The following is a 25605-nucleotide window of genomic DNA, read 5'->3' as shown; positions in this document are numbered from 1 at the left end:
CCCCAGACTAGCTGGTCGCGCGAAGATCGAACGTCTCTTGAGGGAAGTATTTCTCAAGGCGAATGTCCGCCGTCTTAGCATGCCCTTCCATGCCTTCAAGGCGCGAGATGCGCGCCGTCGCTTCGGCGACCGGCCGAGCGCCATCACGTGTGGCGCGCTGCCAGGTCACAGTCTTCATGAACTTGTGCACTGACAACCCGCCGGTGTAGCGCGCCGCTCCCGATGTCGGCAGCACATGGTTGGGGCCCGCAGCCTTGTCGCCAAAGGCAACCGTGGTTTCCTCGCCCAGGAACAGCGAACCGTAACTGGAAAGCCGCGCCAGCCACCATTCCAGATCGTCCGCCTGCACGTGCAAATGCTCGGGCGCATAGGTATCAGCCAGTTGTGCCATCTCTTCACGATCCGCGCAGAGGATGATCTCGGCATAATCGCGCCAAGCAGCCTGCGCGTTGTCAGCATTGGTTTTGGGCAACTGACCGATTAGCGACGGTACACGCGCCATGACCTGATCAGCCAATGCCTGGCTGTCCGTGACCAGCCAAACCGGTGAGTTGTAGCCATGCTCGGCCTGCCCCACCAGATCCCAGGCCACAACATTTGGGTCGGCGAGGCTATCGGCAATGACCATGGAATCGGTCGGACCGGCGAACATGTCGATCCCCACCTGTCCGAACAGCAACCGTTTGGCTTCGGCGACAAATTGGTTTCCGGGACCAACCAAGATGTCGGCCTTTGGCAGGCCAAACAGGCCGTTCGCCATTGCGGCGATGCCTTGGACGCCGCCCATGTTCAGGATCACGTCCGCGCCGCAAAGGTCCATTGTGAATAGAATCGCCGCCGGGATCCCTTCACCAGCCTTTGGAGGCGTGCAAGCGGCAATGTGCGGCACGCCGGCCACCTTGGCAGTGGTGATCGTCATGATGGCCGAGGCAATATGGCTGTAGCGACCACCGGGCACATAGCAACCGGCCGCTGACACCGGGATTTGTTTCTGGCCTGCCGTCAGCCCGGGAATGACATCGATCTGGCACTCCTGGATGGTTGCGCGCTGAGCCTCAGCGAACCGGCGAATGTTATCGTGCGCGAAACGGATATCCTGCTTCAACTGCTCGGGTACCTTGGCAACTGCTGCCTCAATCGCCTCGCGCTCAACGACGATATCGCCACCCCAACCATCGAATGTGCGGCAATAGTCCATGGCGACCGCGTCGCCGCCGGCCTCAATGGCCCGCAACATCTCGGCAACGGTCTGCTGCACGTCGGACTGGTCCGTCTCAGCCGTTTTCACCGCTGACTTCAAATAGGTCGGCATAGAGAATCCTTAGGTCTTCAAATCGGCGCGGCGGAACGCACCTTGCACAATGCGGTCGATGACCATGGCAACGAAGAGAATGGCAAACCCGCCCAGAAGACCTGGCCCCTTGGCTGCGAACTGCAGCGCCTCCAGGATCACCTGGCCAAGGCCGCCGCCACCGATCAGCGAGATGATCACCACCATCGATAGGCACATTAGGATGGTCTGGTTCACGCCGGTCATGATGGATGGCAGCGCCAACGGGATTTCCACATCACGTAAGATCTGTCGCCGCGAAGCCCCGAAGGCGGAAGCCGCTTCTTTGATGCTCTCTGGCACACCGCGAATACCAAGCGCTGTCAGCCTAATCACTGGCGGCATGCCGAAAATGATCGTCGCAAGGATACCAGGCGGGTTGCCAGTCCCGAAAAACGCAATGATCGGAATGAGGTAGACAAAGGCCGGCAGCGTTTGCATCAGGTCGAGCACCGGCTCGGCAAACTTGTAGGCCCGCAAGGACTTGCCAAACCAAATGCCAAGCGGGATGCCGATCACCACGCAAAGCACAACCGCCGCGCCAACAAGCGCCACCGTTTCCATGGCGATTTCCCAGTAGCCCAGGAAAGCGATGTAAGCGAGTGCCGCAGCCGTGAAGATCGCCACGCGCGGGCCAGCCGAACGCCACGCCACCACACAGATGACAATCATGACCACCGGCCACGGCGTGCCCATCAGCGCGAGTGACACCGTGTCGAGCACGGTGCGAACGGCGAGCACGATCCCGTCGAACGTACCCGAGCCAGCCGATGCCGCCGCATCGATTTGGCCTTCAAGCCAGCGTGCCGTATCGGTGTAGTGATCGGGCGTTGCCGGGAAGGCGAGAAGAAACTCCGGCACGTTTTCAACTGTGAAGCGGTAGACAGTCAGTGGCATCACTGCGAGCAGCAACAGCGCACCGAAGCCAGCGGACACCATGCTAACGCCGGACGCCACCTTGTCGGGCGTCACTCGCCAGGCCGAATACTGCTTCTCATAGGCGATGTTGCTCCAGATGCCCTGCACGACACGAATGACGATGAGCAGCACGATTCCGGTCATTAGGATCATCAGTGCGTCGGCGGCAGCAGCCTCAGCGGCACCACGGCTGCGTTCCGCTGCCCGCATCAAATTGTTGCCGAGCGTCTCAAATCGCGAGCCATCTTCGCCCGCCGCAATCGCGGCAGCGGACCGATCAAGAAACTCCTGCGCCCGCGTTTCCTGGCGGATTGCCTGTTGCAAGTCAGCGGCGCCGAGTTCACCCCAAGTCCCGCGCCCGATCTGCACCCAAGCGATGATTTCCAGGATCAGGAACCCCCAAAACATTCCCCAGGCACCCCGCGCGGCGGCCCATAGCGGTCCGAGCAAGGCAGCAGCGGCATTGAAGGTGAGCGGAATGCCCGATGTCGTGTCGTGGATCTTATGGAATATGCGCTGATAGTAGGCAGCGTTGCGCTGCGCAAACTCTGCGATGGATTGGTCGAGCGCCGCACGATCCACCTGGACATCGGCAACGGCAGACGCCTTCGGCGCGTCGGCACTGGACCTGGACAGGTCTCGCGGCATTGTCTGGTCGGTCATGGTCTGATCGGTCATCGCAGCCCCCTATTTCCCGCCCTGGATGCCGCGCAGCAACATGGCCTTGGAGATGTAACCAACCTCGTTTCCGCCTTCGGTGACGACCACCGGCGCGTCGCTATCGACCGACATGTCGATCAACGTGTCGAGGTCGGTGTCGCTCGACGCGCGTGTCGCATTGGTCAAAGCCGATCGGTCATAACCGTTGAGCGGCTGCATGATGGAATGCGCCTTCACCAGCTTCAGCCGTGAAATGCCTTGAACAAACTCACGCACATAGTCATCGGCGGGCTTGGTGACGATCTCTTCGGGCGTGCCGATTTGAACAATCACACCGTCCTTCATGATGGCGATGCGATGGCCAATACGGATCGCTTCATCCAAATCATGGGTGATGAAAAGCGTCGTCTTTTTGAGCTCCGAGACCAGCGCACTGAACTGATCTTGAAGCTGCAGGCGGATCAAGGGATCGAGCGCGGAAAACGGCTCGTCCATCAGAAGGATTTCCGGGTCGGATGCCAGCGCGCGCGCAATCCCCACACGCTGCTGCATGCCACCGGAGAGTTCACGCGGCAGCCGGTCCTCAAAGCCCTGCAAGTCGACTAAGCCCAAAGTGTGATCTGACACAGCCCAGCGCTGCGATTTCGGCACGCCGCGAATTTCCAAAGGATAGGCAACATTCTCACGCACCGAGCGATGCGGCATCAGCGCCATGTGCTGAAACACCATGCCGATATGGCGCGAGCGCATCGCGCGCAGATCCTTTACACCCATCGCACTGACATCTTCGCCGAGCACTTTGATGGTCCCAGCGGTCGGCTCGATCAGCCGGTTCACATGGCGCACCAGTGTCGATTTGCCCGACCCCGACAGACCCATGATGCAGAAGATTTCGCCGCGCGCGACCGAGAAACTGGCATCGCGCACGCCAATGACGGTGCCGTACTCCTCCAGTGCTTCGGCTTTGGTGAGCCCAGTGTTTTTGGCTGCTTCGACGGTCTGTGCAGAGCGTTCGCCGAACACCTTCCAGACATTGGAAAGCTCGACGACGGCTTCCGGCTTGGGATTCACATCCACGGGCTTCACTTCCACGCTGGCACTGAAGGCTTCAAAAAACGGGGGGAGACGAGTGGCCGCCGAAGCGGCCACCCGGGAGGGAGCTAGTTTGTCAGCCAGCCAAGAACGACATCTTCGTTCTCGTCCACCCAGCGACGGGCGAAATCGGCAGCATCTTCGCCCTGCACGCTGAGGGCGTAACCCATTTCGCTAAGGGCTTCAGACGGCATCTGGTAAGCATCAAACATGGCGGCGACTTCAGGGAAGTCATCCTGAACGCTGGCCGCGTAGTGCAGATGCAGCGTCGCGCCGTTCCAAGCCGTCGAAGCTTCAGACTTCTCAAGCCAGGCCGGGTCGTCGGTCGGCTGAATGATCGTCCAGGTGTCCGGGTCATGGGCCGGTTCTTCCAGGATGGTCAGGTCATAAGCAACGAAGATGAAGTGTGGATCGTAGCAGAAGCCGATCCATGGCTCTTCAGCGGCAACCGCCGTGCCAAGTGCACCCCATGCGACCGATCCGTCATACTCCTGCAGGTCCATGACCTCATCATAGCCATAAGAGCGGGCACGAATGCGCTCGATAGCAGTAGAGGCCCAACCGGGCGCGCCGATCCAGACTTCCGGCGTTCCGTTGCCGTCAAAGTCGAAGATTGCCATCTTCTCCGGATCGGTCAGGTCTTCAATGCTGGTGATGTCGTGCTGCTCAGCAATGTAGGTCGGCACGCACATGCCTTGCACGGCTTGCACAGGATTGGTGTTCATCACAACCGATTGATTTTCCTGCACATAACGGTCGTGCAAGTTTTGCTGGTTCGGCATCCACACTTCGGGGTGCAAATGCATGGACCCAGCGTCCATGGCCTCAAAAATGATCGGGTTTGTGCCGTTCTGCAATTCGACATCAAGGCCGAAATTCTCTTCGATCACGACTTTGAGAATGTTCGCGGTCGCGTTGGCCGCCGGCCAGTTAGGCACGCCAAGCACCAGATCGGCCGCTTGGGCCGATGAGACGGCCGCGAGCGCACACACACTGGTTGCCAGTGCCGTCTTTGACACGGATTTCATCATAATGCTGCTTCCCTTTTTGTTTGACCGGTTTGGTGTTTCGAGGCGGACGTGCCCGGTCGATGCACGGCCGTGGGGGAGACGCCTTTTGCGGTGTCCCCAGAGTGCGAAAAGGAAATGGTTGCGGCGACAAGCGCATCGAGGCTGTCGATGGTCGCGCCGTGAGCGGCGATGGCTGAAGTAAGCAAAGAGAACTCGCTGCACCCGACCAACACCACATCGGCGCCAGCAGCCCGCAACGCGTTGGCGGCCTGAAGGGCTGTTTCTCGTGCACCTAGATCGCTGCCATCCTGCTTCAGGCAGCGAATGGCCTGCAGCAACTCGCCCTGGTCTTTGGCATAGAGCGGCGTGAGATCTACCGCGTCAAAGGCCAGTTCAAACACGCCGGTTAGCTTCACGGCAGGAGACGCCAACATGCCGACAGTCGCGCCTGGATATCGGGCAGCAATGGCTTTTGCGGTCACGTCCACCATCGACAAGAAGGGTATGGTCACAGCGGCTCGAATGGCGGGCGCATAGGCGTGCGCGGTATTGCACGGCATGACGAGCGCCTGGGCGCCTGCCGTTTCAAGACGCCGTGCCATAGCTGCAAGCACTGGCGAGGGATCCTCGCCTCTGTCTTCAATCAAGGCGGCAATACGTGAGGGGACTTGTGGATTTTGATCGACAAGCAACGGGATATGATCGGCATCATCTTGCGCAGGCACGGCAGCCAGAACGCGCTGCATGAACAGCAACGTCGCTTCCGGGCCCATGCCCCCCAAAACACCAACAGGTCGAAGGGCGGCTCGTTCAGGCATTGGCCACCAGCGCGTTGGCCGCTTCGACGATATGGGCGGCAATCAATTCGCAATCAGCCAACGAAAAGGTCAGCGGCAAGCGCATATCGAAAAGACCGGCTAACACGCGGTCCGTTTGCGGCAAGTGTTGCCGCGGCACATAGCGCCAGCTCGGGTGGGCGGAGGTAAAGGCAACAGGATTGGCATCGCCGAACCATTTCAGGTCAACGCCACGCTCCGCCGTGTCGCGCAGAAAGGCGCGCGCAGCTGCCGCCTCCAAGCCAGGCATCATGAATTGAATCGATGAGCCGACGAAGAACTCTTCGCTTGGGCGCTGAGGCAGATGGAAAATGTCGGATTGGGCAAGACCGGCTTCGACAGTGCGGTAGCGATCATTCCAGCGCGCGATGGCATCATCGAGCTTGGCCAACTGCGGGCGAAGGATCGCCGCCCGCAGATTGTCCATGCGCGCCGATATGTTGGGCGTGTCCAGCTTGATGTCGGCATAAACGTCGGCTGAAGGGCCAGCGCCATGCCGATCGAACATCATGTACGAGCCCGACAGCATGATGGCGCGCGCCATGAAGGCGTCATCGGAGGAGGTTATCAGCCCGCCCTCACCGGAATTGATATGCTTGTAGGTCTGGCTTGAGAAACAACCGGCCAACCCAAACCTGCCAGATTTCTTTCCCCGCCAAGATGCGCCCATGGTGTGTGCGCAGTCTTCAAGCACCGTGATATCAAGGCTCGCCGCCAGCGCCATCAGCGCGTCCATGTCGCAGAGATGTCCACGCATATTGGAGAGCATGAGCACCTTGGCACCCAACCCTTCGGCTTTGGCCCGAAGATCATCCAAATCGATGACCAAGTCCTCGGTGATTTCCACCAACACAGGCTCAGCGCCAACGCCAGCTATGGCGCCAGGCACGGGCGCGAGCGTGAACGCGTTTGTGAGAACCTTGTCGCCAGGTTTGACGCCTGCGGCGCGCAGAGCGATCTGCATCGCTTGGCCGCCAGATGCCACGGCCAGACAGTAGTCTGAGCCTTGCCAAGCGGCGTAGTCGCGCTCCAGCCCGACCGTCTCGGACTCTTCACCCGCCAAGACGTTATAGCGGTGCAAACGTCCGGACTGCATCACCTCGACAGCGGCCGCGATCCCCTCATCGGGGATCGGCTCCTGCTGCGTGAAACTGCCTCTGAAGGGTGGCAGACCCATGCCCTACTCCGCCGCCTGCGCCATCGAAGTGTCGGCGAAAAACGCATCATAGCCGAACAGAGCCGCGGACCCGCCCGTGTGCAGGAACACGATCCGCTCGCCCTTTTTGAAATGCCCCTTGCGCACATAATCGATGAGGCCCGCTGCCCCTTTGCCCGAATAGACCGGATCAAGCAGAATGCCTTCCAGTTCAGCAAACATGCGGATGGCTTCCAACGTGTCATCGCGCGGCAGGCCATAGCCTTCGCCGACATAGTTCGTATCGGCGCGCACATCCTCGCGAGCGACGACACCAGGTAGACCCATCTTCTCAGCCGTCTTGCAGGCCAGATCGTAGACCATCTGCTCTTGTTTGGGCTGCGGCGCGCGGGTTCCGAACCCGAGCAGTGGAATCCCAGCGTTCAACGCCTTCAACCCAACGATCAAGCCAGCCTGTGTTCCAGACGAGCCGGTGGCGTGCACCAGATGATCAATCACAAGGCCCTGTTCATTGGCCTGCGTGAGCAACTCCATCGCGCAATTGACGTAGCCGAGCGCGCCAGTCGGGTTCGACCCGCCACCGGGGATCACATAGACGTTTTTGCCCTCGGCGCGCGCCGCCTCGGCGGCCTTTTCCATCTCACCGGGCATGTCGTGGCCACCGGGATATTTGGCCGTCGTCGCGCCATGCAAATGGTCGAGCAACACATTGGCATTATCGTTGTAATTGTGATCGCTGTAGCCCGTGCGATCCTCCAGCAAGATATGGCACTTCATGCCAAGCTTGGACGCGAACGCCGCTGTCTGACGGGCATGGTTTGACTGGGTCGCCCCCTGCGTCATGACGATGTCGGCATTCATCGCCTCGGCTTCGGCCATCAGGAACTCAAGCTTGCGCGTCTTGTTGCCACCGGTCGACATGCCTGTGCAGTCGTCACGTTTGATCCAAATCTCCGGGCCTCCAAGCTCCTTGCTTAATCGCGCCATCGGTTCCAGAGGAGTTGGAAGATGCGCCAGCCTAAGCCGAGAAAAACGAGCGAGGTGCATGGTCCGTCCTTTGTCAAAATTGCACCATCGCAGTCTTGCCGACCAAAAACCTCAATGCAAATGCGAAATTTTTGATCTAAAGTGCAAATCTTGCAACTTAGGAGGTTATCGTGCGTTTGGAGTGGCTTGAAGATATTTTGGCAGTCGCCGATACCGGCTCATTCACCGAGGCGGCCGATCGCCGACACCTGACGCCCTCGGCCTTTTCACGCCGCATCCAGCAAATTGAAGATCATCTGGGCGTGGAGCTGTTCGATCGAACCCGGAAACCGATCCAGCTGAAACCGACGACGGATGAAAACAAGTCCGAGATCGCACGGTTGGTCGGCAGCCTGCGGCAACTTTCAACCGATCTCCAGCGAAGCAGCCGTCTTTCCGGCAATCGGTTGGTGATTGCCAGCCAGCACGCCCTCACCGCCGCTTTTACACCGCGCGTTCTGAGGGTCCTTCAGAGCCGTCATGCCGAGCTCTATGTTCGCCTTCGCTCAGCCAATTTGGACGATTGTTTCAGCCTGCTGCTCGCCCGTCAGGCCGATCTGGCACTTCTCTATCAGGCGCCGGATCAGGAACTCGATGAGTCAGCGGAGTTCTTGCAAACGCTGACGGTCGGCACGGACCGGCTCGTGCCGGTCTTCTCGGCGACCGATGACAGCTTGCTCAACGAACGATTTGCCGCAGGCCAGTTGCCGATCATCGCCTACCCAAACGATGTTTTTCTCGGACAGGTCATGGACCGCACAATTTTGCCGCGCGTGAGAAGCCTTGCCGACGCGGTGCCACGGGTCGAAACCGCTCTCACCTTGGCTGCTCTGGAATTCGCGGCTTCAGCGATTGGCGTTGCCTGGGTCCCGCTGTCCCTGGCACGCAAGGAACTGGAGACCGGCAGCTTGCATGACCTGTCCGCAACCCTGCCAAGCTGCGAACTGACCATCACTGCCGCCCGCCTCAATGATGAGACGACCAAAAGCGAGGACCTCATATGGTCGCTGCTTGAAACCTTCCCGCTGGACCAGACTGGAGATCGTCCAGCTTAGGCTCGTTTTCGCGGTTGTCCACGCCCTAGTCGTAGCGCAGCTCGCGCACCTTGCCGCGAAACACCACATAGGCCAGAACCGAGTAAGCAGCGATCATCGGCATGACAAAGATCACGCCGACCAGGATGATCATCAGGCTTTCCGGCGCGCTCGCTGCCTCATAAAGCGTCAATTGCTCCGGCACGACATAGGGGTAGAACGAGTAGGCGAGACCGAAAAAGGCGAGTGTGAACAGAATGCTCGCGCCGATGAACGGCACATGCCGAAACCTGTCGGTTTCATCCGGAAGATGCGTCAAGGTCCAGGCCAACAAGCCAGTGACCAACACGGCCGTGATCGGTAGCGGCGCGAGCAAAATGATTTCCGGGACCGAGAACCATTTGGCAAAGATCCGCTCCGAGACCAGCGGCGTTGCCGCTGAAATCCCTATAAAGCCGATAAGGACCCCGGCCAGGCCGCGTTTCGCCCACAGGACAGCGCGAACTTGTAAGCCACCTTCGGCTTTGATGATGAGCCAACAGGCCCCGATAAAGGCGTATCCCGCCGCTGTGCAGAGCGCGGTAAGGCCGGCAAAGGCGATGGTGGCGAAGCTCCATTCCAGGCCCATAATGTAAAGGCCGAGCATGAAGCCCTGCGACAACGCCGTCATCAAGGAACCGCCGAAAAAGGCCCAATCCCACAAGGGTTTGTTGGGGGCCGGAGCCTTGACGCGAAACTCGAACGCGACACCGCGCAATATGAGACCAACAAGCATGACGCCGACGGGCAAATAGAGCGCAGTGAGAATGGTGCCGTGAGCAGCGGGAAAGGCCACAAGCAGCAATCCCACCGCCAAAACGAGCCAGGTTTCATTGGCATCCCAGAACGGGCCGATCGATGCGATCATTTTGTCGCGGTCAGCTTCACCAACCAACGGCGTCAACATGCCGATGCCAAGGTCGAAGCCATCCAGGATCACATAGATCAGGATCGTTGCCCCCATCAGCCCGGCAAACACCACCGGCAGCCAGACTGTAGGGTCGTTGAACAGCAAACTCATCACTCTACTCCCCCGGAACCAGCGCGACTTCTGCCGCACCTGACGCAGGTGTCATCGACTTGGGCAGATCACCTTTGGCCGCCCTGCGGGCAAGGTAGAAAAGCACCGCCACATAGGCGAGCGTCAGTCCGGCATAGATCGCCAGGTAGACAAGTAGCGTGGAGAGCACCATCGGCGCGGGCACATTCGCGACTGCCTCATAGGTTTGCATAACACCGGTCACGAGCCAGGGCTGACGGCCAATCTCGGTCGTGTACCAACCGGCTAGAGTCGCCACCCAGCCAGAAAAGGTCATGGCCACCAACCCGCGCAACAGCCAGGGGTTCACCTGCTCTGTGCCACGCCGCCAGAAGAGAAAGGCCGCAGTCCAGGATAAAGCCAGCATGGCAAGACCCGTTCCGACCATAATACGGAACGACCAGAACACAGGGTTCACCGGCGGATGCATGATCGTTCCATCCTCGGCCACAAAGTTATTGAGACCTGGAACGACGCCATCGGCTTCGTGTTTCAAGATGAGGCTCGCGCCGTTGGGAATGGCGATCTCGAAATGGTTCTCGCGGGCCTCTTCATCCGGCAAGGCAAACAGGAGCAGTGGCACATTGCCTTGGGTTTCCCAATTGCCTTCCATGGCCGCGACTTTGGCCGGCTGGTGCTCCAATGTGTTGAGACCATGAAGATCGCCAGCGAAAATCTGGACCGGGATTAGGGCGGCAGCCAACCAGACGCCGGTTTTCAGCGAAAGCCGCGCCGAACCTGAGCGCTCGCCGACCAGGATACGGAAGGCCGAAAGGCCAGCCAAAAGGAACGCGACCGTCAATCCACTGGCGAGCAGCATGTGCGCCAGACGGTAAGGCATCGATGGGTTGAAGATGATCGCAAACCAATCGGTCGCATGGGCGACGCCATCAATCATTTCGTAGCCTGCCGGCGTGTGCATCCAGGAGTTCAGCACAAGGATCCAAAACGCGCTCATGGTCGTGCCAAAGGCGACCAGGAAGGTGGCCAGCGTGTGGAGCCAACCCGGAACACGGCTGAAACCGAACAGCATGATGCCAAGAAACACAGCTTCCAGGAAGAAGGCCGTCAGCACCTCATAGGCGAGCAGCGGCCCGGCAATATTGCCGACCGTTTCCATGAAGCCCGGCCAGTTGGTGCCAAACTGGAAGCTCATCGTAATGCCCGACACCACGCCAAGCGCGAACGTAAGCGCGAACACTTTGACGAAGAACCGGTAGGCATCCATCCAGCGATCATCGCCGGTCGCATTGAAGCGCAGTTTGAAGAACAACAGCACCCAGCCAAGCGCAATCGTGATGGTCGGGAAAAGGATGTGGAAGGAGATGTTCGCGCCGAACTGAATACGCGAGAGAATAAGGGTATCCATCAGGAGCGTTCCTCCTTGGCAGCGTCTTTGGCGGATCGACCAAAGGGCACAATCGTCTCCGCCTTGGTGACGAATTTCTGCAGCTTGGAGCCGAGTGCCAGCAGTTGGACGAGCCGTTCGGTGTCGAGCCGGTTCATGTCGTCATACCAACCGGTGAGCAGCTCAATCAGCTGGCGTAGCTCGGCAATTTTGGTGTGAGCGTGTTGGTCAGCATCGCTGGCCGGAGCCTGCATCTCCAACTCGCGCAGCTTGGTCAGTGTCGGGTCGATCTCACGCTTTTTGCGCTCGGCCACCAGCGTGCGCACGATCTCCCAAAGATCGTCGGGCGCGGTAAAATAGTCGCGCCGGTCGTCAGGCAGATGTTTCAGGCGTACCAGGTTCCAGGCTTGTAGTTCCTTAAGGCCCATCGAGACGTTGGAGCGCGAGAATCCAAGCTTCTCCACGATCTGCTCAGCGTTGAGCGGATGCTCGGAGAGAAAGAGTAGCGCGTAGATTTGCCCGACTGTCCGGTTGATGCCCCAGCGGGACCCCATTTCGCCGAAATGAAGAACAAACTCCTGCTCCAAGGAGGAAAGCCGCATTGTTCGTGACCTTTATGCATTTCAGAAATTTCTGAAATTACATACGCACGAACATTCCCCTGGACCATAAGGCCACCTGCGGTCAGGTGCCGCAGGCGTTCCCAATCCCTAAAAGATCGGTTTATCAACCAGTTACACCACTCAAACCCTGTCCAGGATCATGTGGGTATTGACGCAAAAAACCGGGACCCTTGCGGGCCCCGGTCTCTTCAAGCGTTGGCAAATTCAGCGGAGCACTGATGAGCTCCGAACCGACCTTACTGCCAGGACTGGATCAGCTCGTCATAGCTGACGGTCATTGGCTGCTCATCTTCGTTATCTAGCTCAGCCTTCGGAGAACCTGGCTGGCTCAGCCAGAATTCTGGGTCCATTTCCTCGTTGAGGACCGGACCAAGGTCGCCCTGAACGCCAGACCGTTCCAGACGCTCCAGCACACGCTCTTGCTCGGCACAGAGATTGTCGAGCGCTTCCTGAGCCGACAGCGACCCGGAAGAGGCATCACCGATGTTCTGCCACCAGAGCTGCGCCAGACGCGGATAGTCAGGAACGTTGGTGCCAGTTGGCGACCACTGCAGGCGAGCTGGCGAGCGGTAGAACTCGACCAGACCACCAAGGTTCGGTGCGCGCTCGGTGAAGCTCTCATGGTTGATCGTCGATTCACGGATGAATGTCAGACCAGCATGGGACTTCTCAAGATCGACCGTCATGGAAGTTACGAACTGTGCGTAGAGCCAAGCGGCCTGGGCACGATCAACCGGAGTCGACTCCATCAGCGTCCAGGAACCTGCGTCCTGGTAGCCAATTTTCATGCCTTCTTCCCAGTAAGCGCCGTGTGGGCTTGGGGCCATGCGCCAGCGCGGTGAGCCGTCTTCGTTGAGCACGGCAGCCGCACCTTCACCCACCATGTCGGCGGTGAAAGCGGTGTACCAGAACATCTGCTGCGCGATGCCGCCCTGCGACGGGATCGGACCGGATTCAGAGAAGTTCATGCCAGCAGCAGCCGGGGGAGCGTAGCTGGTTAGCCAATCGGTGTACTTTTCGATGGCGTAAACAGCCGCTGGACCGTTTGTGGCGCCGCCACGGGCAACACAGGAACCTACAGGCTGGGAATCTTCGTTCACACGAATGCCCCACTCATCGACCGGCAGACCGTTCGGCTCACCAACGTCTCCCATGCCAGCCATCGACATCCACGCATCGGTGAAGCGCCAGCCAAGCGAGGGATCACGACGGCCATAGTCCATGTGGCCGTAGACATCGCCCTCATGGCCCATGTGGGACAGATCACGACCCGTGAAGAACTCAGCGATCTGCTCATAAGCCGTCCAGTTCACCGGCACGCCAAGCGGATAGCCATACTCGGCTTCAAAATCGGCCATGTTCTTTTCGTCGGTAAACCAGTCATAACGGAACCAATAAAGGTTCGCGAACTGCTGGGTCGGCATTTGATAGAGCTTGCCATCAGGACCGGTGGTGAAGTCCAGACCGATGAAATCATCAAGGTTCAACGTCGGGCTGGTCACATCAGCGCCTTCACCGGCGATCCAATCGGTCAGGTTGCGCACCTGCTGGTAACGCCAGTGCGTGCCGATGAGATCGGAGTCGTTCACATAGGCGTCATAGATGTTTTCACCGGTTTGCATCTGCGTCTGCAGACGCTCAACCACGTCACCCTCACCGATCAGATCGTGGGTGACCTGGATGCCGGTGATTGCGGTGAAAGCTGGTGCCAGCACATTGGCTTCGTACTCGTGCGTTGTGATCGTTTCCGACACCACACGAATTTCCATCCCTTGATAGGGCTCAGCCGCGTCAATGAACCATTGCATCTCGGCTTCCTGCTCGGCGCGGCTGAGCACAGAGCGCTCAATTTCCGCGTCGAGGAATGCGGTGGCGGCATCCATGTCGGCAAACGCCGGCATAACGGGCAAAAGCCCTGCCGTCAGTGCAAGCACCGAGGTTGTTCTAAGGATTGACTTCATTGTTTCCTCCCAAAGGATTGGAACAGTTTGGTTTGGTGCGGCCGACTTGTTGGCATCAGTCCGCGTGGGAATTGCCCGTTACACCCAGCGGAAAACCGCAGCGGCGTAAGCAAGGCAGACGAGCAGCGCATAAGGCTGCGGTCCGACCTCTAGGCCCAGCCAGGCCAAATTAATGAAGGCTGAGCCAAGAAGCGTGATGAACAACCGATCACCACGGGTCGTTTCGATCCGAAGCACGCCGACGCGCGGCGTCTCCGGGAACTTGATGGCAAGCACCGTGAAAGTGAGCAGCAGGAACGCGATGACGCCGAAGAAGATCGCCGTCTCGAAGGTCCATGCCATCCAGGAAAGGTCCATGATTTTCTCCTTCCTTGCCGGGCTCTAAACACGCCCGAGGGCAAAGCCCTTGGCGATGTAATTGCGCACGAAATAAATGACCAAGGCGCCTGGCACGATGGTGAGAACGCCGGCGGCAGCAAGCACGCCCCAATCGATGCCCGACGCGCCGACGGTGCGGGTCATGATTGCGGCGATTGGCTTGGCTTCGGTGGCCGTCAGCGTGCGAGAGAGCAGCAACTCCACCCACGAAAACATGAAGCAAAAGAAGGCGGCCACCCCGATGCCGGAGGCGATCAGCGGCATGAAAATCTTCACGAAAAACTTCGGGAACGAGTAGCCGTCAATGTAAGCCGTCTCGTCGATCTCCTTGGGCACGCCGCGCATGAAGCCTTCCAGAATCCAGACCGCCAACGGCACGTTGAACAGCGTGTGCGCTAAGGCCACGGCAATGTGTGTGTCGAAGAGGCCAACCGAGCCGTAGAGTTGGAAGAATGGCAGCGCAAAAACCGCCGGCGGCGCCATCCGGTTGGTGAGCAACCAGAAGAACAGGTGCTTGTCGCCCAGGAAGTTGTAGCGACTGAACGCGTAGGCCGCCGGCAGCGCCACCGCAAGGCTGATGACCGTGTTCATCGTCACGTAAATGATCGAGTTCACATAGCCTAGATACCAGCTGGGGTCGGTGAGGATCGTTGCATAATTGGCGAAGGTCAGATTGGTCGGGAAAAGCGTCAGCCCGCCCAAAATCTCTGAGTTCGTCTTCAGGCTCATATTGATGAGCCAGTAGATCGGCAAAAACAGAAACAGCAGGTAGAGAGCCATCACGATGACTTTACGATTGATCATCACACGCCATCCCTCTTGTCGAGATTGGTCATCACGGTGAAGAACACCCATGAAATCAACAGAATAACCAGGAAGTACATGATCGAGTAGGCGGCTGCCGGACCCAGATCGAGCTGGCCGAGGGCAATCTTCACGAGGTCGATCGACAGGAAGTTCGTCGAGCTACCAGGCCCACCACCGGTCACCACAAAGGGCTCGGTGTAGATCATGAAACTGTCCATGAAACGCAGCAGGATCGCGATCATCAGCACACCCATGATTTTGGGCAGTTCGATGTAGCGAAACACACTCCAACGGCTGGCCTGATCGATTTTGGCCGCCTGATAATAGGCATCGGGGATTGACTGCAGACCGGCATAGGCAAGCAGCGCCACCAGCGACGTCCAATGCCAGACATCCATAAGGATCAGCGTAAACCAGGCGTCAAACGCATCCTGAGTGTAGTTGTAGTCAATGCCAATCGCTTCCAGCGTGTAGCCGAGCAGTCCGATATCGACGCGGCCAAAAATCTGCCAGATCGTGCCGACCACGTTCCAGGGAATAAGCAGCGGCAGCGACATCACGACCAGGCAGAATGACACCCAGAAACCCTTCTTGGGCATGTTGAGTGCGATGTAGACCCCAAGCGGAATCTGGATCAGCAAAATGATGCCAGAAAACATCAGCTGCCGACCAAAAGACGCCCACATACGATCAGATTGCAGCGTCTCGCGGAACCAATCCAATCCCGCTGGAAAGAATACATTGTTCCCGAATGTGTCCTGGACCGAATAATTGACCACCGTCATCAGCGGGATGACCGCAGAGAACGCGACAAGCACCAACATCGGCAAGACTAGAAACCAGGCCTTTTGGTTGTCTGTCTTGTTCATCAGGCGGCCTCCCCTTTTTCCGCGCCAAGCGGGGCAACACGCCAATCATCGGCGTAAACATTGATCTTTGAGGGATCGAAAGTGACTTTGACGTCAGAGGAAGGAACGGGCTCGCCCTCCGCCAAAATTGCGCTCAAGCCGATGTCGGCGACGCTAAGGCGCACGATCTTATGGCGACCAACGTCCTCGACCCGCTCGATAGTCGCCGAGAGGCCGTTACCGCCGCTTGAAAGTCGCACAAACTCAGGGCGTACACCGATCTGCACCTTACCGCTGGCTGGTCCATAGCCCTGGCCAAGATCAACTGATCCACCGGCGACTTGGGCTGTTGCGCCCTCAACCTTCGCGTCGAGCAAATTCATGCCAGGCGAGCCGATAAAATAGCCGACAAATGTGTGTTCAGGCGTTTCGAACAGCTCTTCGGGCGTGCCGATCTGGACCACGCGGCCGTCATACATCACCACCACCTTGTCGGCGAAGGTCAGCGCTTCGGTCTGGTCGTGGGTCACATAGATCATCGTGTGCCCAAACTCGTGGTGCAGCGATTTCAGCTGCGTGCGAAGCTCCCACTTCAAATGCGGATCGATCACAGTGAGCGGTTCGTCGAACAGGAGCGCGTTGACGTCTTCGCGAACCATGCCGCGCCCCAACGAGATCTTCTGCTTGGCATCCGCGGTCAGGCCACGGGCCTTGCGGCTAAGCTCGTCTTCCATGCCGATCATCTTCGCCACGGTCTGCACGCGCTGGCTGATATAGGCCGCATCAGCGCCGCGGTTGCGCAGCGGAAAGGCCAGATTATCGCGCACGCTCATGGTGTCGTAGACGACAGGGAACTGAAAAACCTGGGCGATGTTGCGCTCAGCAGTTGGCGCATGGGTGACGTCTTCGCCATTGAAGAAAATCTGCCCCTGGCTCGGCTGCAACAGACCGGAAATGATGTTGAGCAACGTGGTCTTGCCGCAACCCGATGAGCCAAGCAGCGCATAGGCTTCGCCGTCCGCCCAGTCGTGGTTGATTTCTTTGAGTGCGTAATCGTCTTCTCCCGAGGGGTTAGGAAGATAGGAGTGCGCCAAATTTTCGAAGGTGATCTTGGCCATGCTTACGCGGTCTCCGCATAAGGGGCCGGAGCGATCAGATCGCCATCTTGGGAAAAGATGTAAGCGTGGTCGGTGTCCAAATAGACTCTCAACTCCTGACCCAACTCCAACTCATGGACCCCGTGAATAAGACCAACCCACGGCTCGCCATGATGATCGAGATGCACAAAAGTTTCCGAACCCGTGATCTCGGTAACCGAGAGCTTGGTGTTGAACTCCATGGCGCCATCGACATGGCGATGCAGCTCCACATGGTTAGGCCGGAAGCCTGCCACATACTGGCCATCCGACACGCCCGAGAGCTGTTTGACCGCCGGAGCCGTCTGACCATCGCCAAAGGACAGAGTGTCGCCAGATTTCGTGACCGATAGAAAATTCATCGGCGGGTCAGAGAACACGCGAGCGGTGGTCGCGTTGTTGGGTTGGCGGTAGACTGAAGGCGTCAGGCCGAACTGGGTGATCCTGCCTTCCCACATGGCCGCCGTGTTGCCACCCAGCAGCAGGGCTTCTTCAGGCTCGGTCGTCGCGTAGACAAAGATCGCACCGGACCGCTCGAAGATTTTCGGAATCTCGATGCGCAATTCTTCACGCAACTTGTAATCAAGGTTTGCGAGCGGCTCATCCAGCAGGACCAAACCAGCATTCTTCACCAGCGCCCGCGCTAGGGCGCAACGCTGTTGTTGACCACCGGAAAGCTCAAGCGGTTTGCGCTGGAGCATCGGCGTCAGCTTCATCATCTCGGCGACTTCTTGAACCGCCTTGTCAATTTCGCTGCTCGCCATATTCAAAAGCCGCAAGGGCGAGGCGATGTTGTCGTAAACCGTCATCGACGGGTAGTTGATGAACTGCTGGTAGACCATGGCGACCTTGCGGTCCTGCACCCGCTGGCCCGTGACATCCTCACCGTTCCAAAGCACCCGTCCGGAATTAGGCACATCAAGGCCTGCCATCAGACGCATCAGTGTGGTCTTGCCGGATAACGTTGGCCCGAGCAGCACGTTCATGGTGCCGTTCTGCAGTTCCAGATCTGTTGGGTGAATGTGCATCTTGCCACCCACGGACTTCGACACACCCTCTAATTTCAATGACATTACCGCCCTCCCCCGAGCGCGCTGCGTGCTTCGGATGGCTCGCCACCATCGACGCCCCCGGGCGCGGCAAGATGGTCGTTCATCCATGTATCAAGCGCTGCAATTTCTTCAGGCTTCAGTTTCAAACCGAGTTTCGTCCGCCGCCAGACGACATCGTCAGCTGCGCGGGCATATTCGTGATCCATCAGCCATCGCACCTCGCGCTCACTGAGCGTCGCACCAAAATCTTCCCCAAGGTCTAGGTGACTTGTCGCACCGGTCAGCATCGCCGCAGCTTCCGAGCCATAAGCGCGCACCAAGCGACGAGCATGGCCCTGCTCAAGATAGGGGTGGTCACGGCGCAAAGCGTCGACGAGCGTGTCGAACCCATCGACGGGAAAGTGGCCTCCGGGCAGCGCAACACCCGCGGTCCAGGGACCCGACAAACCATCGAATTGTTCAGCAATCAGATCGAGCGCGCTTTCGGCCAACCGGCGATAGGTCGTGATCTTCCCGCCAAAGCAATTGAGAATCGGCGCACCGCCGTTCTGATCAACCTTCAGCGTGTAATCGCGCGTCGCCGCAGTCGCAGAACTCGCCCCATCATCATAGAGTGGACGGACACCGGAATAGGTCCAAACCACATCATCGACGGTCACCGGTTGCTTGAAATACTGGCTGGCGAATCGCAGCAAATAGTCCCGCTCTTCCGGCGTGCATTCGGCCGAAATTGATACATCCTCATGCTCGGCGTCGGTCGTTCCGATCAGCGTGAAGTCCTGCTCGTAGGGAATAGCGAATATGATGCGGCCATCAGTGCCCTGAAAGAAGTAGCACTTGTCATGATCGTAGAGCTTGCGCGTCACGATATGACTGCCGCGCACCAGCCGCACGCCCTCAGATGAATTGAGCCGAACCTTCTGGTGGATGATGTCGCCAACCCAGGGTCCGCCAGCATTGACCAGCATGCGGGCCTTGAAGCTCTGACGCATACCGGTTGCGACATCCTCAGTCATCACATCCCAATAATCGGCATGGCGTTCAGCACCAACCACTTTGGTGCGCACCATAATTGAGGCGCCCCGCGCTTCCGCGTCGCGGGCGTTGAGCACGACAAGCCGGGAATCCTCCACCCAGCAATCGGAGTATTCGTAGGCCCGCTCAAAACGGTCATTGATCGGCCGACCTTCTGGCGCCCGCCGCAGATCAAGCGTGGTGGTTCCCGGCAGAATCTTCCGCCCACCAAGGGAATCATAGAGAAACAGGCCGAGCCGAATGAGCCAAGCGGGCCGCCGCCCTTTCATCCAAGGCATGAACACATTCAGCAACCGCGAGGTCGGCGTGTCGCTCTCAAAGCGCATGTCCTTGTGATAGGGCAGCACGAAACGCATCGGCCAACTGATATGTGGCATGGCGCGCAGCAGCACCTCGCGCTCGATCAGCGCTTCGCGCACCAGGCGGAACTCGAAATATTCAAGATAGCGAAGGCCACCATGGAACAGCTTGGTGGAAGCCGAGGACGTCGCTGACGCCAGATCACCCATCTCAGCCAGGACAACGTCCAAGCCACGACCGGCCGCATCGCGTGCGATCCCGCATCCATTGATACCGCCTCCGATCACGAAAAGATCGTGGATATCCGATGTGCCTTGTTTTTCCGGCACCTGAGCCTCCCGCCTCAGAATTTTGCCAAGCATGGCAGGCCAGACAAGAAAAAGGAAGATAGTTTTTTTCGTTTTTTTTCGCTTTCCTTAGATCAATGTTATATCTATGTTTTTTCCTCCGAAAAGGCTTCCGTAAATTCGAAATTCCGTCAAATTTGAACGAATTTGACGCTGCGCAACATCCGAATGATACCCATTCTCGAATACCGAACAGAAACGCGCAATTGATGCACAACTTGCGGGCAACAACCGAAGGTGATGAAATCATGATCAGCAATGGAGAAGCCGCAAATGGCCCAGACATTCAGGCAGGTTGAGATCGTCGATGTCATCCGGCGCGAGGGTAAGATCACCGTTGAGGGTCTGGCCGAGCGGTTCGATGTCACCCTGCAAACCATCCGTCGCGATCTGTCTGAACTGGCCGAGGCTGGCAAGATTGAGCGGGTTCATGGCGGCGCGGTATTGCCATCTGGAACGGCCAATATCGCCTACGAACAGCGGCGCAACTTGAACTTTGACGGCAAGTTGGAGATCGCTCGCGCCTGCGCAGCCGCCCTGCCCGATGATTGTTCGGTTTTCATCAATCTGGGCACGACGACCGAGGCCGTGGCGCGCGAACTGCTGACCCACCGGGACATGCTTGTGGTGACCAACAACATGAACGTTGCGGCCATCCTCATCCCGAACGATGAATGCCAGGTGATCGTCACTGGCGGCACGTTGCGCCGGTCGGACGGCGGACTGGTGGGCAATCTGACCACCAACACGATCGAACAGTTCAAATTCGACTACGCCATCATCGGGTGTTCAGCGTTGGATGATGAGGGCGACATTCTCGATTTCGATATCCAGGAAGTCGGTGTCACCCAACGCATCATCAACCAGGCCCGCGACGTTTTTCTGGTCGCTGATCACATCAAGTTCCAGCGCAAGGCACCGGCACGCGTCGGCTCGCTCGCCGATATCTCATGCTTCTTCACCGACGAGCCGATACCGGGCGAACTCGCAAAAGCCTGCAGCGACTGGGGCACCCAGGTGATTGTCGGCCGAGATGGTTTCGACGCGGCCGGCTTCAGCAAAGAGCAGGACGTCGCTTAAGCCGCTTGGCGCAGCCCCAGCATAGCGCGTGCTTGATTGGGTGTCGCAACCGGTCGCTCGTGACGAGCGCAAATATCGACAACACGTTTGATCAAGGCCGCATTTGAGGGCGCAAGCGTCTCTTTGTCGAGCCGGACGTTGTCTTCCAAACCGGCCCGTGCATGACCGCCGGCTGCCACAGCCCATTCATTGAGCTTAATCTGTGCTGGCCCGATACCCGCTGCACACCATTCGCCGCCCGGCACCAAGCGCTCAACGGTTTTGACATAATAGTCGAACACGTCCTTGTCGGCCGGCATCGCGTTCTTCACGCCCATGACAAACTGAATGTACGGCGTATCGGGTATCCGCCCATCGGCATGCATCTTGGCCGCCTGATGAATATGGGAAAGGTCGAACGCCTCGATCTCAGGCTTCACCTCATAGGTTCGCATCTCGCCTGCCAGCCAGTCGATGAGATCGGGCGGGTTTTCATAGACCCGATTGGGGAAGTTGTTGGACCCGACCGAGAGCGACGCCATGTCGGGTCTTAACGACAGCATTCCACCGCGCTCATGCCCCGCGCCGGACCGCCCTCCGGTCGAAAACTGGATGATCATGCCGGGGCAGTGCTTCTCAACGCCTTCTTTCAGACGCGCGAACTTCTCCGGGTCGCTGGAGGGCGTTTGATCGTCGTTGCGAACATGCGCATGCAAGATGGTGGCGCCCACCTCAAAGGCTTCATGTGTGGATTCAACCTGCTCATCAACGGTGATCGGGACCGCTGGATTGTTCGCCTTGGTTGGCAACGATCCGGTGATCGCAACGCAGATAACGCAGGGTTTTGGGTCGGTCATTTAGTCTTGCTCTACCATGATGAAATCGAAAGAGGATTTCCACATCGTATCACCCTCCTCGCCCGGTTCCATGGTCGAAATCAGCGAAGCCTTGACCCCGAAAACCGCGTCCGACGTCAGCCACTCATCGCCATCAACAAAGGTGTGGGTGATGATGCGCTCATAACCCGGCGCGCTGACGATGAAATGCATGTGCGCCGGCCGGTTGGGATGGCGGCCAAGCGCAGCCAGCATCTGCCCCACCGGGCCGTCATCGGGAATCGGATAGGCGACGGGCCGAATGCCACGAAAGCTGTAAGCACCATCGGCACCGGTCGTGAAGATGCCGCGATTGTTGAACTTCGGCTGAACGTCCGGCTGCTGCACATCGTAGAACCCATCGGCATTGTCGCACCAGACATCGATGGTTGCGTTCGCGATGGCATTGCCTTGCCGGTCGAGAACACGGCCCTCGAACAGGCAGCTCTCGCCTTTGCCATCAAGCGATATGTTTTGCCCCATTGGATAGTGCGGGGCATCGACCACATGGAACGGGCCGAGCACTGTGTTTTCGGTCGCGCCGCTTGGCCGGCGATGGTTGATGGCATCCACCAACATCGAGACGCCGAGCGTGTCGCTAAGCAGGATGAACTCCTGGCGGTTCTCGTCGCACATCTGGCCCGTTCGGGTCAGGAAGTCGATGGCAACGCCCCACTCGTCCTGGGTCAGTTCCACATCTTTGGCGAAAGCGTGCAGATGCTTCACCAGCGATGCCATCACCGTCGCCAAGCGGGGGTTGATGTCCTCGCCCATGCGGCTGTTAACGGCGCTTTCTGATGTTTCTTCGGTGAACAAGGCCATGGAAAGCTCCTAGTTTGCGCGGTGCAACAGGGTGGTCAGAACACGGGTGAGCTCAACTTCCGGATTGTCGGCCATATCCTCCGCGCGCCACGCGACATGCTGGTCGGGGCGCACCAACACGCAGCCCGCCTCATTGACCTCGCGAGCGCGGGCCCAATCGCCATGATGGTCGATGATATCCCGGCGCGGCCCGATCACATGGGCGCGAATATCGAGGCCCAATGCGTCCCCAACCTTTGCAGCGGCTTCAGCCCAGGCCTCGCCATTGATCCCAGTGAGGATCGTGAACTGTCCGCGCCCGACCAGGTCGAGCGTCGAGTGCTTGCCACCATCATGATCGTAGACCCAAGCATGCGGGATACGTGCACCAGGCCAGGTGGTCGGCTGGTAATGCAGTTCGGCGTCCAACTCAAACGCAGGCTCCATCTGCCCGTCCGTCACGATGGCTGAGGATTTGTAGCGCTGGTTCATCTCAACGCCGTGGGCGTCGAACTCGTACTTCTTGAACGCGATGGCCTCGCGGATCGCTGCACGCTGCTGTTCAGCCTCCATATTAGCATCGCAGCGCTTGTCCATATTGGCCTGCATCACCTCCGGGTCGGTGGACTCCGTTAGACCAAGCGCCTCAAAAATCGGTCCGAATTCGCCGATCGATTGGTTGGCACGGGTCACGATCTGCTTGGCCACCGGCGCGCGCTCTTCGGAATAGCTGTCGAGCAGGCTTTCACCCGCCTGGCCTTTGAGAACAGCCGCCAGCTTCCACGCCAGATTGAAGGAGTCCTGGATTGACGTGTTGGATCCAAGCCCATTGGACGGCGGATGACGGTGGGCCGCATCGCCCATGATGAACACACGGCCGGCCTGCATGCTGGTGGCGTATTTGTTGTTCACCGTCCACGTCGAAACCGATGTGATTTCCGGCTCAACGCTCTGATCACCGACCAGATCGCGCACGACCTTGGTGGCAAACTCATCAGTCACCTCAGGCGCAGGCTGATTGATGTCGTAACCCCAAACGATCAGCCACTCGTTCCAGGGCCGCACCATACGCACCAGCCCCATGCCGATGCCGCCGACATCGGCGCCCGGCTGAACCACCCAATACAGAACCGAGGGACGGTGGGCGACATATTTCGAGAGGTCGGCCTTGAAGATGATGTTCATTGAGCCGCCGACACCCATCTCGCCTTCGAAGGGCAGGTTTTCCAGCTCCGCCACCTTCGAGTTGCCGCCATCGGCACCGATCAAGTATCTCGAGCGGATCGTGATCTCTTTGCCGCTGAGCCGATCCAAACAGGTGGTGGTAACACCATCGGCATCCTGTTCATGGCGCAAGTACTCAGTGGACATGCGTGCCTGCGTGCCGCGCGAACAGGCCGTCTTGAAGAGCAGCGGCTCCATCATCGTTTGCGGCAAATCGTTCATAAAAGTCGGCGAGGAAAGCAGATGCTCCGCCTTTGACATGGGGTGATTGCCCCAGCTTTTCATGCGGCCGATTTCTTCACCGGCCAGACTTTCGCAGAAGACGTTTTCGCCCATCAGTTCCTGCTCAGCGGCGAACAGATAAGCCTCGTCCTCAACCTCCTGGCCAAGGTCGCGCAGCACTTCCATCGTGCGCTGGTTGGTGATGTGCGCGCGCGGCGTATTGGCAAGCCAACGGTAGCGGTTCACCGCCATGTTCTCGATACCATAGCTGGAAAGAAGCGCCGCCGTGGCAGACCCGGCGGGGCCGGTGCCGATGATGAGTACGTCTGTGGAGATATCAGCCATTAGGTGCTTCCTCAGTCTGTTTTGTCTTTGGTTTTTGGATGTCCAGCGCGCCGCCCGTCAGCCGCCGGCGCACGGGGAAAAGCTCCACGCCAGTGCGCGCGGAGATCAGGCCCCACAGGCCTTTCGGCGCGAAAAGCATGATAATGATGCCGATGATACCGAGCAGCATCAGGTACCAGGTGCCGTAGTCGGCGAGCAGCGATTGCAGGATGAAGAAGACGAGCACGCCAACGATCGGACCCTCGATGGTGCCGATGCCCCCGATCACCACGATGAAGATGACGTAGGCCGTCCAGTCGGTGACCGAGAAAGCCGCGTCCGGCGAGATGCGCGCCTTTTGCAGATAGATCAGCGCGCCAGCGATGCCCGTGCCGAAAGCGGCGACCAGGAACACCACCCACTTCATACGCCCTGCGTCGACGCCGACCGATTTCGCCGCCTCAATGTTGTCGCGCACCGCCGCCAGGGCGAGGCCGCGCTTGGTGCGCAGCAGCCAGTAGATGCCGCCGATGGTGGCCACGGCCAAGATGACGGCCAGCCAGTAAGAGAGGATGTCGCGTGCTGCCGCGCTGCGCACGCCGAAGAGACTTTCGATGGCTTCGGCGAACATCAACTCGCGGGTGGCGGAGCGCGGGAGGGAGGTGCCCGTGCCGCCGCCAATCGCCTGCCACTGCGAGGTTATGAGGCGAACGACCTCGGCAATGACCCAGGTGCCGATGGCGAAATAGGCACCCTGTAATCGGAAGGCAAAAAAGGCCGTGGGGATGGCAAGAAGCACCGCCACGACGCCACCAAGCAGGATGGCGGGGATGGGGTCGAGCCCTGCCAAAATCACGACGCCGAACATGGCGTAGGCGCCGATACCGACAAAGGCCTGCTGGCCAATGGAAACGAGGCCACCATAGCCTGCAAGCAGGTTCCAGAACTGCGCCAGCACCAGCATGGTGAGGATGAAGAACATGTCTTGGATCAGGCTGCGCGAGGCGAAAGCCGGCAGCGCCACGAGCACCACGATCAGAAAAAGGCCAAGGATACCTGCGATCTTCGAAACTTTCGTGCCAGTGTGAACAGCGTAGGGAGTTGTGTGATCATCCATGGTCCCGC

23 protein-coding genes are annotated in these 25605 nt (G+C 58.8%); 2 read left to right on the top strand and 21 right to left on the bottom strand.

The genetic code is table 11. From position 1 onward, the window contains the following. Window positions 1–7: 7 nt before the first annotated feature. The 7 genes from hisD to JJ917_01780 all read right to left on the bottom strand — a co-directional run bounded on the left by hisD (window position 8) and on the right by JJ917_01780 (window position 8049). A complete protein-coding gene (hisD, locus tag JJ917_01810) occupies window positions 8–1312 on the bottom strand; it encodes a histidinol dehydrogenase (GenBank protein ID MBO6697546.1) in 1305 nt (434 codons plus the stop codon). 9 nt (window positions 1313–1321) lie between these two features. Then, on the bottom strand, window positions 1322–2926 hold the full coding sequence (locus tag JJ917_01805) for an ABC transporter permease subunit (GenBank protein MBO6697545.1): 1605 nt from the start codon (window positions 2924–2926) through the stop codon (window positions 1322–1324). 9 nt (window positions 2927–2935) lie between these two features. Then, window positions 2936–3979, bottom strand: a complete 1044-nt coding sequence (locus JJ917_01800; protein ID MBO6697544.1) for a glycine betaine/L-proline ABC transporter ATP-binding protein — start codon at window positions 3977–3979, stop codon at window positions 2936–2938. An 89-nt stretch (window positions 3980–4068) separates the two neighbouring features. Then, a complete protein-coding gene (locus JJ917_01795; GenBank protein MBO6697543.1) occupies window positions 4069–5031 on the bottom strand; it encodes an amino acid-binding protein in 963 nt (320 codons plus the stop codon). Further along, the gene (locus JJ917_01790; GenBank protein ID MBO6697542.1) at window positions 5028–5828 is read right to left on the bottom strand and encodes an aspartate/glutamate racemase family protein; all 801 of its coding nucleotides are present in this window, start codon (window positions 5826–5828) and stop codon (window positions 5028–5030) included. The genes JJ917_01795 and JJ917_01790 overlap by 4 nt, the downstream gene beginning before the upstream one ends. Next, window positions 5821–7023, bottom strand: coding sequence for an aminotransferase class I/II-fold pyridoxal phosphate-dependent enzyme (locus tag JJ917_01785; protein MBO6697541.1), 1203 nt, complete (start codon window positions 7021–7023; stop codon window positions 5821–5823). The genes JJ917_01790 and JJ917_01785 overlap by 8 nt, the downstream gene beginning before the upstream one ends. Window positions 7024–7026: 3 nt before the next feature. Then, entirely contained in the window at window positions 7027–8049 is a 1023-nt protein-coding gene (locus JJ917_01780; GenBank protein ID MBO6697540.1) for a D-cysteine desulfhydrase, read from the bottom strand. A 110-nt stretch (window positions 8050–8159) separates the two neighbouring features. Between JJ917_01780 and JJ917_01775 the strand changes: the two genes are divergently transcribed. Further along, complete coding sequence (locus JJ917_01775; GenBank protein MBO6697539.1) at window positions 8160–9083, top strand: LysR family transcriptional regulator; 924 nt, start codon at window positions 8160–8162, stop codon at window positions 9081–9083. Between the two features lie 25 nt (window positions 9084–9108). Here the strand turns inward: JJ917_01775 and JJ917_01770 are convergent, their stop codons facing one another. The 10 genes from JJ917_01770 to glpD all read right to left on the bottom strand — a co-directional run bounded on the left by JJ917_01770 (window position 9109) and on the right by glpD (window position 19990). Continuing rightward, entirely contained in the window at window positions 9109–10116 is a 1008-nt protein-coding gene (locus JJ917_01770; protein ID MBO6697538.1) for a cytochrome d ubiquinol oxidase subunit II, read from the bottom strand. A 10-nt stretch (window positions 10117–10126) separates the two neighbouring features. After that, window positions 10127–11509, bottom strand: coding sequence for a cytochrome ubiquinol oxidase subunit I (locus JJ917_01765; protein MBO6697537.1), 1383 nt, complete (start codon window positions 11507–11509; stop codon window positions 10127–10129). Further along, on the bottom strand, window positions 11509–12090 hold the full coding sequence (locus tag JJ917_01760) for a GbsR/MarR family transcriptional regulator (GenBank protein ID MBO6697536.1): 582 nt from the start codon (window positions 12088–12090) through the stop codon (window positions 11509–11511). The genes JJ917_01765 and JJ917_01760 overlap by 1 nt, the downstream gene beginning before the upstream one ends. A gap of 257 nt (window positions 12091–12347) precedes the next feature. Beyond that, window positions 12348–14012, bottom strand: a complete 1665-nt coding sequence (locus tag JJ917_01755; protein ID MBO6697535.1) for a carbohydrate ABC transporter substrate-binding protein — start codon at window positions 14010–14012, stop codon at window positions 12348–12350. A 138-nt stretch (window positions 14013–14150) separates the two neighbouring features. Then, complete coding sequence (locus JJ917_01750; GenBank protein MBO6697534.1) at window positions 14151–14429, bottom strand: DUF2160 domain-containing protein; 279 nt, start codon at window positions 14427–14429, stop codon at window positions 14151–14153. A 24-nt stretch (window positions 14430–14453) separates the two neighbouring features. Then, on the bottom strand, window positions 14454–15230 hold the full coding sequence (locus JJ917_01745; protein ID MBO6697533.1) for a carbohydrate ABC transporter permease: 777 nt from the start codon (window positions 15228–15230) through the stop codon (window positions 14454–14456). Between the two features lie 23 nt (window positions 15231–15253). After that, complete coding sequence (locus JJ917_01740) at window positions 15254–16126, bottom strand: sugar ABC transporter permease (GenBank protein ID MBO6697532.1); 873 nt, start codon at window positions 16124–16126, stop codon at window positions 15254–15256. Then, on the bottom strand, window positions 16126–17223 hold the full coding sequence (locus JJ917_01735) for an ABC transporter ATP-binding protein (GenBank protein MBO6697531.1): 1098 nt from the start codon (window positions 17221–17223) through the stop codon (window positions 16126–16128). The genes JJ917_01740 and JJ917_01735 overlap by 1 nt, the downstream gene beginning before the upstream one ends. A 2-nt stretch (window positions 17224–17225) precedes the next feature. Then, window positions 17226–18314: an ABC transporter ATP-binding protein gene (locus JJ917_01730; protein ID MBO6697530.1), complete on the bottom strand. Its 1089-nt coding sequence runs from the start codon at window positions 18312–18314 to the stop codon at window positions 17226–17228. Continuing rightward, window positions 18314–19990, bottom strand: a complete 1677-nt coding sequence (gene glpD, locus JJ917_01725) for a glycerol-3-phosphate dehydrogenase (GenBank protein ID MBO6697529.1) — start codon at window positions 19988–19990, stop codon at window positions 18314–18316. Before glpD ends, JJ917_01730 begins: the two co-directional genes overlap by 1 nt. Before the next feature lie 258 nt (window positions 19991–20248). On the opposite strand from glpD, the gene JJ917_01720 reads away from it, so the two are divergent. Then, entirely contained in the window at window positions 20249–21055 is an 807-nt protein-coding gene (locus JJ917_01720; GenBank protein MBO6697528.1) for a DeoR/GlpR transcriptional regulator, read from the top strand. Here the strand turns inward: JJ917_01720 and JJ917_01715 are convergent. Genes JJ917_01715 through JJ917_01700 form a run of 4 tightly spaced genes read right to left on the bottom strand, consistent with a single transcriptional unit; the run spans window position 21052 to window position 25597 of the window. Beyond that, the gene (locus JJ917_01715; protein ID MBO6697527.1) at window positions 21052–21891 is read right to left on the bottom strand and encodes a 3-keto-5-aminohexanoate cleavage protein; all 840 of its coding nucleotides are present in this window, start codon (window positions 21889–21891) and stop codon (window positions 21052–21054) included. The two genes, JJ917_01720 and JJ917_01715, sit on opposite strands and share 4 nt — an antisense overlap. After that, window positions 21892–22731, bottom strand: coding sequence for an intradiol ring-cleavage dioxygenase (locus JJ917_01710; GenBank protein MBO6697526.1), 840 nt, complete (start codon window positions 22729–22731; stop codon window positions 21892–21894). Between the two features lie 9 nt (window positions 22732–22740). Further along, window positions 22741–24501 carry an FAD-dependent monooxygenase gene (locus JJ917_01705; GenBank protein MBO6697525.1) on the bottom strand — a complete coding sequence of 587 codons (1761 nt, stop codon included), beginning with the start codon at window positions 24499–24501 and terminating at the stop codon, window positions 22741–22743. Beyond that, window positions 24494–25597: a branched-chain amino acid ABC transporter permease gene (locus JJ917_01700; GenBank protein MBO6697524.1), complete on the bottom strand. Its 1104-nt coding sequence runs from the start codon at window positions 25595–25597 to the stop codon at window positions 24494–24496. Before JJ917_01700 ends, JJ917_01705 begins: the two co-directional genes overlap by 8 nt. Window positions 25598–25605: the final 8 nt, after the last annotated feature.

Source organism: Hyphomicrobiales bacterium, assembly GCA_017642935.1.
Taxonomy (GTDB): Bacteria; Pseudomonadota; Alphaproteobacteria; order Rhizobiales; family MH13; genus MH13.
Note: the sequence above shows the minus strand (reverse complement) of the source record. Positions and strands in the feature narration are given on the sequence as shown.

Bases quoted from the DNA above. Each gene is read 5' to 3' on its own strand.
- JJ917_01710 (MBO6697526.1), bottom strand. From the start codon at position 22,731: ATGGCCTTGTTCACCGAAGAAACATCAGAAAGCGCCGTTAACAGCCGC.
- JJ917_01755 (MBO6697535.1), bottom strand. From the start codon at position 14,012: ATGCCGGCGTTTGCCGACATGGATGCCGCCACCGCATTCCTCGACGCG.
- glpD (MBO6697529.1), bottom strand. From the start codon at position 19,990: ATGCTTGGCAAAATTCTGAGGCGGGAGGCTCAGGTGCCGGAAAAACAA.
- JJ917_01795 (MBO6697543.1), bottom strand. From the start codon at position 5,031: ATGATGAAATCCGTGTCAAAGACGGCACTGGCAACCAGTGTGTGTGCG.
- JJ917_01715 (MBO6697527.1), bottom strand. From the start codon at position 21,891: ATGACCGACCCAAAACCCTGCGTTATCTGCGTTGCGATCACCGGATCG.
- JJ917_01805 (MBO6697545.1), bottom strand. From the start codon at position 2,926: ATGACCGATCAGACCATGACCGACCAGACAATGCCGCGAGACCTGTCC.
- JJ917_01765 (MBO6697537.1), bottom strand. From the start codon at position 11,509: ATGGATACCCTTATTCTCTCGCGTATTCAGTTCGGCGCGAACATCTCC.
- JJ917_01720 (MBO6697528.1), top strand. From the start codon at position 20,249: ATGGCCCAGACATTCAGGCAGGTTGAGATCGTCGATGTCATCCGGCGC.
- JJ917_01705 (MBO6697525.1), bottom strand. From the start codon at position 24,501: ATGGCTGATATCTCCACAGACGTACTCATCATCGGCACCGGCCCCGCC.
- JJ917_01750 (MBO6697534.1), bottom strand. From the start codon at position 14,429: ATGGACCTTTCCTGGATGGCATGGACCTTCGAGACGGCGATCTTCTTC.
- JJ917_01790 (MBO6697542.1), bottom strand. From the start codon at position 5,828: ATGCCTGAACGAGCCGCCCTTCGACCTGTTGGTGTTTTGGGGGGCATG.
- JJ917_01780 (MBO6697540.1), bottom strand. From the start codon at position 8,049: ATGCACCTCGCTCGTTTTTCTCGGCTTAGGCTGGCGCATCTTCCAACT.
- JJ917_01735 (MBO6697531.1), bottom strand. From the start codon at position 17,223: ATGGCCAAGATCACCTTCGAAAATTTGGCGCACTCCTATCTTCCTAAC.
- JJ917_01700 (MBO6697524.1), bottom strand. From the start codon at position 25,597: ATGGATGATCACACAACTCCCTACGCTGTTCACACTGGCACGAAAGTT.
- JJ917_01760 (MBO6697536.1), bottom strand. From the start codon at position 12,090: ATGCGGCTTTCCTCCTTGGAGCAGGAGTTTGTTCTTCATTTCGGCGAA.
- JJ917_01730 (MBO6697530.1), bottom strand. From the start codon at position 18,314: ATGTCATTGAAATTAGAGGGTGTGTCGAAGTCCGTGGGTGGCAAGATG.
- JJ917_01785 (MBO6697541.1), bottom strand. From the start codon at position 7,023: ATGGGTCTGCCACCCTTCAGAGGCAGTTTCACGCAGCAGGAGCCGATC.
- JJ917_01745 (MBO6697533.1), bottom strand. From the start codon at position 15,230: ATGGCTCTCTACCTGCTGTTTCTGTTTTTGCCGATCTACTGGCTCATC.
- hisD (MBO6697546.1), bottom strand. From the start codon at position 1,312: ATGCCGACCTATTTGAAGTCAGCGGTGAAAACGGCTGAGACGGACCAG.
- JJ917_01740 (MBO6697532.1), bottom strand. From the start codon at position 16,126: ATGAACAAGACAGACAACCAAAAGGCCTGGTTTCTAGTCTTGCCGATG.